Below are 12,683 nucleotides of genomic sequence, written 5' to 3' on the forward strand. Positions count from 1 at the left end.
GAGATGAAAAAGCATGATGAGTATCAGACGAAGAAATGGCGTAAAAGCACCAACTAGAAAAGTAACTTTATTGGATTTTTTGATGGGTGTTCTGCTGCTGCTAGGGGTTTTGATCATCAGTTATCCTTTTGTAAGTAATCAGCTCAACACGTTTTTGGATAAACAGTTGATCAGTTACTACCAAAGCCAAGCCAAAAAAATGAGTGAAATAGAAAAACAACAAAAAAGGAACCAGTTGGAACGAGCAAATCAAGAGCTGGCCCAGCAGCCCAGCAATCCTGGAATCAAAGAAACGCAAGATTCACCCGAAACAAGGGACTCAGAATCAGGCGATACACCTGATTACTATGAACGACATACGATCGGCGTTTTAAAGATCCCGGTGATTGGTGTCGTTCTCCCGATTTTTGATCAAACCACCGATACGCTGTTAAAAAGAGGCGCAACATTATTGGAGGGCGCTTCGTATCCAATTGGTGGTGAAGATACCCATGCAGTTCTGTGCGGACACCGTGGGTTAACGAGTGCAACGCTCTTTACTGATCTGCCTAAGCTGCAGATCGGTGATGAGTTTTATATTGAAACGTTTGATGATACATTGGCGTATCAAGTAGATCAGATAAAAACGGTCGACCCTGATGATACTCAGGCATTAAAAATTGTGAAAGGCAGCGATTACGTCACGCTGTTGACCTGTACCCCCTATATGGTCAATAGCCATCGTTTATTGGTACGGGGCAAAAGAATTCCTTATGTTGAAGAAAAAGAAACAGCCGCCGCCAAAAAAGCACAGCAGCAAAAAGTAGGATTGATGCTAGGCGTGATCACTGTTCTTATCCTCCTCTTGTTGATTAGTAACAGGATTCAGCGGAAAAAACGTCTTCATTCGAATACTTCCATTGATGAAAAGTAAGGATCGTTCGTTTTTCTCAATAAGTAGAAGAAAATGACTTTTTAACCTTAGTCAGAATGAAACATGTCGTGTGAAATATGGTACAATAACTAAGATAAAAGATAGCAAAAAAGCAGTCAGTCTATCGCGAGTGTGTTAGGAAAAACCAAAACAAAGCGGTAAGGATGCTTCATTCAACCACTTCCCCAAAATCAAAAAGTCAAGGTGCGTTGAAACAAACGCGCTCGAAGCTTTTCCTATGCATCAGGTTGGAAAAAGAACATTGATCCGCAAACAGTTCAGCTAGTTTGCTGCACTGATGGGTTTCTCTGACTCAAAAAAAGCAAGCGATCCTCGTTCTTGTCACCCATATATTACACGGATATCGAAACGACTGTCTTTTTTATCAATTCGAAGAAGTACCAAGGAGGAAAACGTTCAAATGACCATTCAATGGTTTCCAGGCCATATGGCGAAAGCCAGACGTGAAGTAAGTGAAAAATTAAAGTTCGTGGATATCGTTTTTGAACTCGTGGATGCACGCTTGCCGATTTCATCCCGCAATCCCATGTTAGATCAATTATTACAACAAAAACCACGATTGATCTTAATCAATAAAACGGATCTAGCAGATCCCGTTCAAACCAAAAAATGGGAGCAATATTTCCAAGCACAAGGCTATCTAGCACTGGCAATCAACGCCCAAGACAACCAAGGGGTCAAAGCCATTGTTCCTACAGCGAAACAAGTCTTGAAGGAAAAAATTGCTCGCGACAAAGCGAGAGGCTTGAAGCCTCGTGCGATTCGAGCAATGGTGATCGGCATCCCGAATGTCGGAAAATCGACCTTGATGAACCGCTTAGTAGGGAAGAAAATCGCTCAGACGGGCAATAAACCCGGCGTGACGAAAGGGCAGCAATGGCTGCGTTTTGGGACTGATCTAGAGCTTCTAGATACGCCTGGGATCTTATGGCCAAAATTTGAAGATCCTGAGATCGGCAAGAAGTTGGCATTGACCGGAGCGATCAAAGACCAGCTGATCCATTTGGATGATATCGCATTGTATGGTCTTGATTTTTTTGCCCGCTATTATCCTGAAAGAATCGCGAATCGTTACCAACTAAAAGCGGAAGAAGAGGCGTTGTTAGCGCCCGATCTGTTGATGAAAATCACGGAAAAACGTGGCTATAAAGACAATTACGATCGAGGAAGCGAACTCGTTGTCTTCGACATTCGGCAAGGGAAATTGGGCCGATATACACTAGATCGAGTGGAGGAAATGGAAAGCCAAGATGAAACAACCGATTAAGACAATCAAAGAGCGATTATTTGATCCAGCTTTCAATGACCAAGCGTATTTGCAGGCGCTGCAAGCAGATGAACGAGCGGGGGTCCAAAAGCTGCTGCAACAATATGAGAAACAGCGAGTGAAACACCAGCTATTGCAGGAAAAATACGAAGAAATGATGCGTTTTGAAAACGAAGCATTTCAGCAAGGCGCCCGTTTTATTGCTGGTTTAGATGAAGTGGGGCGCGGACCATTAGCAGGACCCGTTGTGTCAGCTGCGGTCATCTTGCCTAAGGAATGTCAGATCTTAGGTCTAAATGATTCCAAACAGCTTTCTGCCAAGAAAAGAGAAGAGCTGTTTATCGAAATTCAAAACAAAGCCGTTGCTGTCGGTATCGGCGTGGTCAGTCCAGAAGAGATCGATCGGATCAATATCTATCAAGCCAGTCGTCTAGCAATGAAAGAAGCCTTGATCGACTTAGCAGTCAAGCCCGAGTATTTACTGATCGATGCGATGACGATCGATACGGAAATCCCTCAACAAAGCTTGATCAAAGGAGATGCCCGTTCCATTTCCATTGCCGCAGCAAGTATCATCGCCAAGGTATATCGAGACAACTTAATGAAAGATTTTCATGAAGTCTATCCTTTTTATGGGTTTGATCAAAATGCTGGGTATGGAACCAAAGTCCATTTAGAAGGGCTAGCTGCCCGCGGAATCTGTCCTATTCATCGAAAAACATTTGCGCCAGTAAAACAATATCTATAAATTTCATCCATCCCTCTTTTTTTAGCGAATCTTATAAGTAAGATTACTAAGAAAAGAGGGCTTTGTTTATGAAGTATCAACAAGCAACAGATTTTGAAAAACAGTTGATAAAACTGTACTACTGTCAGGGAATTGGTCTGCAAGGTTGTTGGAAGATCATTTGGCATTGGTTGGAAACAAAAGAGATGAATTGTTCGCTGGAAGAGATGATTGCCATCGGGGTCCTTCCACAGCACCGTGCGGTTTTTCGGCGATCATGGGAGCGATTGACAGACGAACACATCGCACAAAAGATGGGCGCACAAAACTACCTCACTTTCTTCTCGGCGGAGTATCCGATGCTTTTACGACAAATCGCGGACCCGCCATTGATGCTTTTTTATGAAGGGAATCTGCAATTGCTACAAACGACCATGATTGGCTTTGTTGGTGCAAGAACGGCGTCCTTATACGCACGAAAAGTTTGCGAAAAGCTGATTCCACCTCTAGTGACGGAAAATTATACCATCGTTAGCGGATTGGCCAATGGTGTCGACAGCTTTGCCCATGAATCAGCCATCAGAAATCGTGGACAAACCATTGCTGTGATTGCTTCTGGGATGGACCATTGTTATCCGTCATCTTCCTACCGTTTGTTCCAGCAGATCCGTCAAGAACATCTGGTGCTAAGCGAATATCCGCACGATACCAAACCGCAAAGATACCACTTTCCGCTGCGCAATCGCATTATTGCGGGGATCTCAAAAGGGGTCTGCGTAATTGAAGCCAAGGAAAGAAGCGGTTCTTTGATTACGGCACAGTTAGCGATGGAAAATGGACGAGAAGTTTTTGCAGTGCCTGGTGAAATGATTTCGGATCAGTCAAAAGGTTGTCACCGCTTGATTCAAGATGGTGCAAAATGTACGATTAGCGTGTCGGATATTTTACAAGAGTTAGCCTTTTTTTGATTTTTCCAATCAACCTTCCTTGACAAACCTTTTCTTGAAAGCTATGATAAGCTACGATTTGTATGTTTCATCTGCATACGATAGGTTCACTGATTGATAGAATATAATAGTAGGAAAAATTCAGGAAGGAGCCATTCTTTATATGGCATATAAATATTTAGTAATCGTGGAATCGCCCGCAAAGGCGAAAACCATTGAAAAATACCTTGGACGAAATTACAAAGTCGTCGCAAGTGTCGGTCATATTCGTGATCTCCCTAAAAGTAAGATGGGGATCGATGTCGAAAATGATTATGAGCCTCATTACATTTCGATCCGTGGAAAAGGTGACGTGATCAAAAGTCTCCGTTCTGCTGCGAAAAAAGCTGAAAAAGTCTACCTCGCAAGTGACCCGGATAGAGAAGGAGAAGCTATTGCTTGGCATTTAGCTTTTCTACTTGGACTAGATTTAAAAGATAAAAATCGTGTCGTCTTTAATGAAATCACTAAAGATGCGGTCAAAGCAGCCTTCAAAGAGCCAAGAACGATCGATGTGGATCTCGTCGATGCTCAACAAGCACGGCGGATCTTAGACCGTTTAGTCGGGTATTCATTGAGTCCGATCCTTTGGCGCAAAGTCAAAAAAGGGTTAAGTGCTGGACGTGTTCAATCGGTGGCGCTTAAGATCATTATTGATCGTGAAAAAGAGATCCGTGATTTTGTTCCTGAAGAATATTGGAGCATTGATGGAAACTTTAAAAAAGCCACGAAGAAATTCAAAGCCAATTTTTGGGGCTTAGATGGCAAAAAGAAAAAATTACCGAATGCTGAAAGTATTAAAGAAGTCACCGATCGCCTTTCTGGTAAAGACTTTCAAGTGACAAAGGTTGAAAAGAAAGAACGCAAACGGAATCCATCTGCACCATTTACCACCAGTAGTTTGCAACAAGAAGCAGCCCGCAAACTGAATTTTCGAACACGGAAAACCATGATGGTCGCACAGCAGCTCTATGAAGGGATCGCCCTTGGCAAACAAGGGACTGTCGGTTTGATTACCTATATGCGTACCGACTCGACGCGAATTGCTGACACAGCCAAAGGGGAAGCAGCCGAATTTATCGAAAACACCTATGGTTCAGAGTTCTCCGCTCACGGTGGCAAAAAACGCGCCAATGCACAAGGGGCGCAGGATGCCCATGAAGCAGTAAGACCGACCAGTGTTTTGCGTACGCCAGAAGCCATGGAGAAATTCTTAGACAAAGACCAATTAAAATTGTATCGCTTGATCTGGTCTCGCTTTGTGGCTAGTCAAATGACGCCTGCCATTTTGGATACGATGAAAGTTACTTTGGATCAAAATGGTGTCATCTTTATTGCTAATGGTTCAAAGATCAAATTCAAAGGATTTATGCAGGTCTATGTGGAAGGACGCGATGATGGCAAAGAAGACAAAGAGAACATCTTGCCAGAGTTAGTCGAAGGAGATGTCGTTCAATCCGTATCGATCGAACCGAAACAGCATTTCACCCAACCACCTGCTCGTTACAGCGAAGCAACGTTGATCAAAACCCTTGAGGAAAACGGTGTGGGTCGTCCTTCAACCTATGCACCGACGTTAGAAACCATTCAGCGGCGTTATTATGTGAAATTGACGCAAAAACGTTTTGAGCCAACTGAACTTGGTGAGATCGTCAATTCGTTGATCGAGGAATTCTTCCCGCAAATTGTTGATATGCATTTTACTGCTGAAATGGAAAATAGCTTGGATAGCATTGAAGCTGGGAAAGAAGAATGGGTCAAAGTTGTCGATCAGTTTTATCGCCCATTTGAAAAAGAATTGACGACTGCAGAAGAAAGTATCGAAAAAATTCAAATCAAAGATGAACCCGCAGGCTTTGATTGCGATCTTTGTGGTCATCCGATGGTGATCAAATTAGGCCGCTACGGAAAGTTTTATGCTTGCAGTAATTTCCCAGATTGCCGCAACACAAAACCAATCGTGAAAGAAATCGGCGTTGAGTGCCCGGTCTGTCATCAAGGGCAAGTCGTTGAACGCAAATCGAAGAAAAACCGGTTGTTTTATGGTTGTACCCGCTACCCTGAATGTGACTTTACTTCTTGGGACAAACCAGTGGGGCGTAATTGTCCGAAGTGTGATAATTATTTAGTCGAAAAGAAAGTCAAAGGTGGGAAACAAGTCGTTTGTATCAAAGGCGACTATGAAGAAAATGTGCAAAAATAACTAGCAGGATATCCTGTTAAAAAAGAATCGGCGTATTCTCTTGAACGGTCAGCCTCATTATTGGCTGACAAAAGAAAGCGCCGGTCCTTTTGATTAATACAAGCTGTTTCTTATGAAAAGAGACGAGCTTTTGAAATAAAAGGAGAGCACTATGAAAGAAATCAATGTTATTGGTGCCGGTTTAGCCGGAAGCGAGGCTGCGTGGCAAGCAGCGCAAGCAGGTGTCGCAGTAAATCTTTATGAAATGCGTCCTAAGAAGTCGACAGAAGCCCATCACACAAATAATTTTGCCGAGCTTGTTTGTACCAATTCACTACGAGGCAACAATTTAACGAATGCGGTCGGTGTCTTGAAAGAAGAAATGCGTCGCTTGGATTCAGTGATTATCACTTCTGCAGACAAAACAGCGGTTCCAGCAGGTGGTGCCTTAGCTGTGGATCGCGATGATTTTTCAGAGTTGGTCACCAAACGTGTCAAGGAGCATCCTTTAGTTACAGTCATCGAAGAGGAGATCACTGAAATTCCAGAAGGCATCACTGTGATCGCAACAGGTCCATTGACTTCTGAACCGCTCTCAAAAGCGATCCAAGCGTTTAACGGATCTGAAGGATTTTATTTCTATGATGCCGCAGCTCCAATCGTTGACAAATCAACCATCAATATGGATAAAGTTTATTTGAAATCTCGTTACGATAAAGGTGAAGCAGCCTATCTGAACTGTCCGATGAATGAAGAGGAGTTTTATGCGTTTCGTGAGGCCTTGGTCAATGCAGAGGTGGCTCCTTTGAAAGAATTCGAAAAAGAAAAATTCTTTGAAGGGTGTATGCCGATCGAAGTCATGGCTGGTCGTGGTCCGAAAACCATGTTGTTTGGTCCGATGAAACCAGTTGGGTTAGAAGATCCGAAAACTGGCAAGCGTCCTTACGCAGTGATTCAGCTGCGTCAAGACAATGCGGCGGCTTCTCTTTACAACATCGTTGGCTTTCAAACACATTTGAAATGGGGCGAACAAAAACGGGTATTCCGGATGATCCCTGGCTTGGAAGAGGCTGAATTTGTGCGCTATGGCGTGATGCATCGGAATAGTTTTATGAATTCACCTGAGCTTTTGCAACAAACCTATCAATCGAAAAAACGTGAGGACCTCTTTTTTGCTGGACAAATGACAGGGGTCGAAGGGTATGTGGAAAGTGCAGCCAGCGGGTTGATGGCTGGCATCAACGCTGCCAAACTTGCAAAAGGCGAAGCACCGATCATTATGCCACAAGAAACGACGATTGGTAGTATGGCGTATTATATCACCCATGCTGAAGGCAAACACTTCCAACCAATGAATGCAAACTTTGGGTTGTTGCCAGAACTTCCAGAGCGAATCAGAGACAAGAAATCCCGTTATGAAGCATTGGCAAATCGAGCGTTAGCTGCTTTAGAAAAAGCCAAGGAACAATTATAAGCACGATGATCGAAAACTTTCTTACTGATAATTGGTGAGAGAGTTTTTTTTTAATTTGTCTTGAAACTTTAATCAAGGTGACTTATGATAGACAGTAACAATGACAGAAGGTGGTGAAGATGGTGATCGGAGAATGGATTCATTTGATTCAAAACTATTTACAGCGTTTTCCTACAGTGATCCAATTTTTAGGTTTGCTGATCCTCTTGGTCGGGGGCATTTTCGTTGTCTTTGTTGCATTTAGTTTGCTGTTGGGCCCCTTTATGTGGCTCTACAATCGCATCACAGACAAAAACCGCAGCAATGTCATTAGCCGCAATGATTTTGTGATCGGCGAACTGACGGAAAAGATTGTCGGAGACACAATCGGCGAAGTCATGGAAATAGGGAGTCAAGGTGCACGTTCTGTTTATCCTGCTCGTTTTTTTCGGGAAGAAGATCGTGAAAACAATGTTCGATTGCCAGTCGGCACCAAAGTCATCATTGTCGATTTTGATAAAAAAGGGATCGCGTTGGTGGTTGAAAGTAAAAATTTTATAGAATAGGAAGTGTTAGGTTATGGTGGATACAGGATCAGCAGTCGATTTTTTAAGTAATCCGATCTTATGGGGCGTCGTCCTCGTTGTTTTATTGATCGCCTTTTTGATGATACGCTACCGAATCGGAAAACCCGATGAAGCGTTGATCGTCACGGGGTCGTTTTTAGGAAAAGAAGGCATCAAGATTTTAAAAAACAGTGGGACGTTTGTGATTCCTATTGTTCAAAAGGCACATAAATTAAGTTTACTGACCCACAAGTTAGAGATTGGGACACCAGAAGTTTATACAGAACAAGGCGTACCGATCAAAGCCAGTGCCACGGTGTTAGTGAAAGTCGGCAACAGTACCGAGTCGATCAAGACAGCCGCTGAACAATACTTGGGTAAATCCACTGGTGAACTGGAAGATGAAGCGCAAGAAGTCTTAGAAGGTCACTTACGGGCAATTCTAGGAACGATGACGGTGGAAGCCATCTACAAAAATCGCGATGATTTTGCGGAACAAGTACAAGAAGTTGCCTCTACGGATTTGAAAAAAATGGGGCTGGAGATCGTATCATTTACGATCAAAGACGTTAGCGACAGCAATGGTTACCTGGATGCTTTAGGGCGTCCCCAGATTGCTGAAGTGAAGAAGAACGCTGAAGTAGCAGAATCCAATGCCTTAAGAGAAACGCGGATCAAGCAAGCTGAGAATGAGCAATTGGCACAGCATGAAGAGATCCGTCGCCAAACAGAAATCGCGGAAGCGACAAAAGATATGGCGTTGAAACAAGCGCAGTACAAACAAGAACGTGAAGTTGCGGATGCGAAAGCGGAGCAAATCGCGGTCGGTGAACAAATGAAAGTGCAATTGATCGAGCAAGAAAAAAATATTGAGATTCAAGAGAAACAAGCGGAATTGACAGAAAAAGAATTGAATGCAACTGTCCGTAAAAAAGCCGAAGCAGATAAATATGTCGTTGAACAAAACGCATTAGCAGACAAAGCCCGTGAAATCGCCCGAGCACAAGCCGAAGCGGAAAAAGTCAAATTGGCTGCACAAGCGGAAGCGGAACGAATTGAAAAATTAGGTAGTGCCGATGCGGAACGAATCGCAAAAGTCGGTCAAGCCGAAGCGGAAAGCCGTGAAAAGATGGCGATTGCTTTGACCAAACTGAACGAAGCTGGTATTTTGATGGAGTTCATCAAAGTGCTGCCTGAAATCGCAAAAGAAGTCAATGCGCCCCTTAGCAATATCGATAAAGTGGTCAGCTTTGGCGGCAACGATGGGCTTCAATCAATGGGGGAAGCTGGTTTAGCGCGAACCTTTGATACGATCAAAGAAACCACCGGATTAGACTTAGTGGCGTTGATCAATGACACGATGTCCACAAAACAAGGAAACAAAGAGCTAGTTCAAGCTGTTTCAAAAAGCAATGGTTCGCCTCAGCCAACAACTGGTCCAATCGAATAAAAGCAAATAAGTGGAAACGTATCAGTCCCTCTCTATTTTGAGAAAGGGATTGGTACGTTTTTATGGCTCTTTTGAGTGATCTTTCTGAAGAATGATAAGAATCTTACGAAGATTCTTAGAAAGTTTTCACAATTATGTCTAAACTTTGAAATATTGATTAAATTCTGACAATTCATTTGTTTTTTTTTGTGGTCTATGCTAAAGTTATTTCGAATCATGAAAAGGGGGGTTACTTTGCAAACGGATCAATTACAAGAAGAGTTTTTTCGTTATCTTATTGTTGAAAGAGGGTATTCGGAAAAGACAAAAAAAGCGTATCAAGAAGATATGAGCGATTTTTTTCACTTCTTGAAAGAGTCTGGCAATGAAGACCCGTTAGCGGTGGAGTATCGTGATGTTCGTGTCTATTTGAGCTATTTGACGGAACGAGGGTATAGCCGTAATTCCATCAGTCGGAAAATGGCTAGCTTGCGTTCATTCTACCAATTTCTAACCAAGCATGAGATCGTCAAAGAGAATCCCTTCGCCTACATTCATTTAAAAAAGAAAAACGCTAAATTGCCGCGTTTTTTTTATGAAAAGGAAATGGATGCTCTTTTTCAAAGTGTCGCTGGTGATGAGCCATTACAACAGCGCAATCAAGCATTGTTAGAAGTCCTTTACGGTTCAGGTCTGCGGGTCAGCGAGTGTAGCAGTCTGACGCTGGGCGCGATCGATTGGGAAAGCGGCGTTTTGCTGATCCACGGAAAAGGCAACAAAGATCGCTATGTTCCTTTCGGCAGTTACGCACAAGCGGCAGTCAAGCGCTATCTTACCTCAGGACGCAAGCAGCTGATGGCAAAGCAGAACAAGGAACACGAGGTTCTCTTCGTGAATCATCTTGGTGATGGGATCACTGCAACTGGGATCGAGTATGTATTGAATCAAATCATCCGAAAAAGCAGTTTAGACAGTAAAATCCATCCTCATATGCTGCGGCATACGTTTGCGACCCATCTATTAAACAACGGCGCCGATATGCGGACCGTTCAAGAATTGTTGGGGCATGCCAATCTATCGACGACACAGATTTATGCGCATGTCACCAAAGACAGTTTACAAAAAAATTATCGCCAATTTCATCCACGTGCGTAAAATTGGTACAGGAGGAACGTAAATGAAGTCAGAATTTCATTCAACCACCATCTGTGCGGTTGAAAAAGATGGCAAGTTTGCCATGGCCGGTGACGGACAAGTAACGATGGGAGAACAGGTCGTTATGAAAGGAACCGCTCGGAAAGTCCGTCGAATATACAACGGTGAAGTGATCGTTGGCTTTGCCGGTAGTGTGGCAGATGCCTTTACCTTGGAAGAAAAATTTGAAGGAAAACTAAATGAATACAACGGAAACTTGCAACGAGCTGCAGTAGAGTTGGCACAAGAATGGCGGACGCAGCAATCGATGCAAAAATTAGAGGCGATGCTGATCGTCATGAATGACAAGGAGATGCTCTTAGTCTCTGGGACAGGTGAGGTCATTTCGCCAGATGAAGGGATTTTAGCTATCGGTTCAGGTGGAAACTATGCCTTGGCGGCAGCCCGTGCGATGAAACGTTATGGCGGTGAACTATCTGCCAAAGAAATCGCTGAAGGTGCCTTGAATATCGCAGCAGACATTTGTGTCTTTACAAATCACAATATCATTGTAGAAGAGTTTTAAAGAGGGATGACGATATGACAAATCAAAACAAATCACCACGAGAGATCGTGAAAGAATTAGATGAATACATCGTTGGACAAACCAATGCCAAAAAATCAGTGGCGGTTGCTTTAAGAAATCGTTACCGCCGTCTGCAATTAGATGAAAAAATGCAGCAAGATGTCACACCAAAAAATATTTTGATGATTGGACCAACGGGCGTTGGGAAAACGGAAATTGCGCGACGGCTAGCGAAAATCGTTGATGCGCCTTTTGTTAAGCTAGAAGCAACGAAATTCACAGAAGTCGGTTATGTCGGTCGAGACGTAGAATCGATGGTTCGTGACCTTGTAGAAAACGCGATCCAAATCGTGAAAAAAGAACAATATAAAAACGTACGCATCCAAGCGGAGAAAAAAGCCAATCGTCGTTTAGTAAAAGTCTTAGTTCCTGGTATTAAAAAGGAACAGAAAAAGAACACCAATCCTTATGAACAAATGATGAATATGTTCAACGCCGCACAACAACCAGAAGAACCAAAAGAAGAATTGACAGATGAGATTCGCAGCAATCGCCAAGCGATTTTTGAACAATTAGAAAAAGGCCTTTTGGATAACCGAGAAGTGACGATCCAAGTCGATGAACCGAAAAATCAAGCGCCAATGATGAACAATGGCTTAGAACAAATGGGCATTGATTTGAATGAAACATTAGGTGCATTGAAACCGCAAAAGAAAATTGAACGCACAGTAACCGTGAAAGAAGCGCGGGAATTGTTGATTCAAGAAGAATCCTCCAAACTGGTCAACGACGCGGATATTCATAGCGAAGCATTACGTTTGGCGGAATCTAGCGGCATCATTTTTCTTGATGAAATCGACAAAGTTTCTTCGAAATCACAGCAATCAGGAGAAGTTTCTCGTGAAGGGGTGCAAAGAGATATCTTGCCGATCGTTGAAGGCTCACAAGTCAATACGAAATATGGAACGTTACAAACCGACCATATTCTCTTTATCGCTTCAGGCGCATTCCATCTATCAAAACCAAGCGATTTGATCCCTGAGTTGCAAGGGCGTTTCCCAATCCGCGTGGAGCTGGATGACTTGACGAAGGAAGACTTTGTTAAAATTTTAACGGAACCAAACAATGCCTTAGTCAAACAATACGTTGCCTTGTTAGGAACCGAGAATGTCAAAGTGGTCTTTACGATGGAAGCCATCGAAAAAATTGCCGAAATCGCGTATCAAGTGAATCGCGATACCGACAATATCGGAGCCCGTCGTTTGCATACGATCCTGGAGAAACTACTTGAAGATCTATTGTTTGAAGCATCTGAGATGCAAATGGGTGAAATCACGATCACAGAAGCGTATGTGGAAGAAAAACTTGCGTCAATCGCAAAAGATGAAGACTTAAGCCGGTATATTTTATAAAGGGAGC

General features: G+C 43.1%; 11 protein-coding genes. All 11 read left to right on the plus strand.

What is annotated here, in order from left to right; all coding sequences use genetic code 11:
* Positions 1-13: 13 nt before the first annotated feature.
* The 11 genes from IGJ15_RS05600 to hslU all read left to right on the plus strand — a co-directional run bounded on the left by IGJ15_RS05600 (position 14) and on the right by hslU (position 12,676).
* Complete coding sequence (locus IGJ15_RS05600; protein ID WP_179190642.1) at positions 14-913, plus strand: class C sortase; 900 nt, start codon at positions 14-16, stop codon at positions 911-913.
* A 421-nt stretch (positions 914-1,334) separates the two neighbouring features.
* Positions 1,335-2,201 (plus strand): ribosome biogenesis GTPase YlqF, encoded by an 867-nt coding sequence (gene ylqF / locus IGJ15_RS05605; RefSeq protein ID WP_231434825.1) that lies wholly within the window; start codon positions 1,335-1,337, stop codon positions 2,199-2,201.
* Positions 2,185-2,949, plus strand: a complete 765-nt coding sequence (locus IGJ15_RS05610) for a ribonuclease HII (RefSeq protein WP_231434824.1) — start codon at positions 2,185-2,187, stop codon at positions 2,947-2,949. Before ylqF ends, IGJ15_RS05610 begins: the two co-directional genes overlap by 17 nt.
* 68 nt (positions 2,950-3,017) lie before the next feature.
* Entirely contained in the window at positions 3,018-3,896 is an 879-nt protein-coding gene (gene dprA, locus IGJ15_RS05615; protein ID WP_005229619.1) for a DNA-processing protein DprA, read from the plus strand.
* A gap of 142 nt (positions 3,897-4,038) precedes the next feature.
* Positions 4,039-6,117 carry a type I DNA topoisomerase gene (gene topA, locus IGJ15_RS05620; protein WP_005229621.1) on the plus strand — a complete coding sequence of 693 codons (2,079 nt, stop codon included), beginning with the start codon at positions 4,039-4,041 and terminating at the stop codon, positions 6,115-6,117.
* A 151-nt stretch (positions 6,118-6,268) separates the two neighbouring features.
* Positions 6,269-7,570, plus strand: a complete 1,302-nt coding sequence (gene trmFO / locus IGJ15_RS05625) for an FADH(2)-oxidizing methylenetetrahydrofolate--tRNA-(uracil(54)-C(5))-methyltransferase TrmFO (protein ID WP_005229622.1) — start codon at positions 6,269-6,271, stop codon at positions 7,568-7,570.
* A 119-nt stretch (positions 7,571-7,689) separates the two neighbouring features.
* Entirely contained in the window at positions 7,690-8,115 is a 426-nt protein-coding gene (locus tag IGJ15_RS05630) for a hypothetical protein (protein WP_231434823.1), read from the plus strand.
* 13 nt (positions 8,116-8,128) lie between these two features.
* Positions 8,129-9,565 carry a flotillin family protein gene (locus IGJ15_RS05635; RefSeq protein WP_010749391.1) on the plus strand — a complete coding sequence of 479 codons (1,437 nt, stop codon included), beginning with the start codon at positions 8,129-8,131 and terminating at the stop codon, positions 9,563-9,565.
* A gap of 195 nt (positions 9,566-9,760) precedes the next feature.
* The gene (gene xerC / locus IGJ15_RS05640) at positions 9,761-10,699 is read left to right on the plus strand and encodes a tyrosine recombinase XerC (protein ID WP_081091721.1); all 939 of its coding nucleotides are present in this window, start codon (positions 9,761-9,763) and stop codon (positions 10,697-10,699) included.
* 22 nt (positions 10,700-10,721) lie between these two features.
* Positions 10,722-11,264: an ATP-dependent protease subunit HslV gene (gene hslV / locus IGJ15_RS05645; protein WP_005229630.1), complete on the plus strand. Its 543-nt coding sequence runs from the start codon at positions 10,722-10,724 to the stop codon at positions 11,262-11,264.
* Positions 11,265-11,278: 14 nt separating this feature from the next.
* Positions 11,279-12,676, plus strand: a complete 1,398-nt coding sequence (gene hslU, locus IGJ15_RS05650) for an ATP-dependent protease ATPase subunit HslU (RefSeq protein WP_010749393.1) — start codon at positions 11,279-11,281, stop codon at positions 12,674-12,676.
* The last annotated feature ends 7 nt before the right edge of the window (positions 12,677-12,683 follow it).

This window comes from Enterococcus sp. AZ079, from assembly GCF_050547255.1.
In the GTDB taxonomy this organism is placed as follows: domain Bacteria; phylum Bacillota; class Bacilli; order Lactobacillales; family Enterococcaceae; genus Enterococcus_D; species Enterococcus_D casseliflavus.

Bases quoted from the DNA above. Each gene is read 5' to 3' on its own strand.
- IGJ15_RS05630 (WP_231434823.1), top strand. From the start codon at position 7,690: ATGGTGATCGGAGAATGGATTCATTTGATTCAAAACTATTTACAGCGT.
- trmFO (WP_005229622.1), top strand. From the start codon at position 6,269: ATGAAAGAAATCAATGTTATTGGTGCCGGTTTAGCCGGAAGCGAGGCT.
- xerC (WP_081091721.1), top strand. From the start codon at position 9,761: ATGCTAAAGTTATTTCGAATCATGAAAAGGGGGGTTACTTTGCAAACG.
- hslU (WP_010749393.1), top strand. From the start codon at position 11,279: ATGACAAATCAAAACAAATCACCACGAGAGATCGTGAAAGAATTAGAT.
- ylqF (WP_231434825.1), top strand. From the start codon at position 1,335: ATGACCATTCAATGGTTTCCAGGCCATATGGCGAAAGCCAGACGTGAA.
- IGJ15_RS05635 (WP_010749391.1), top strand. From the start codon at position 8,129: ATGGTGGATACAGGATCAGCAGTCGATTTTTTAAGTAATCCGATCTTA.
- dprA (WP_005229619.1), top strand. From the start codon at position 3,018: ATGAAGTATCAACAAGCAACAGATTTTGAAAAACAGTTGATAAAACTG.
- hslV (WP_005229630.1), top strand. From the start codon at position 10,722: ATGAAGTCAGAATTTCATTCAACCACCATCTGTGCGGTTGAAAAAGAT.
- IGJ15_RS05600 (WP_179190642.1), top strand. From the start codon at position 14: ATGATGAGTATCAGACGAAGAAATGGCGTAAAAGCACCAACTAGAAAA.
- topA (WP_005229621.1), top strand. From the start codon at position 4,039: ATGGCATATAAATATTTAGTAATCGTGGAATCGCCCGCAAAGGCGAAA.
- IGJ15_RS05610 (WP_231434824.1), top strand. From the start codon at position 2,185: ATGAAACAACCGATTAAGACAATCAAAGAGCGATTATTTGATCCAGCT.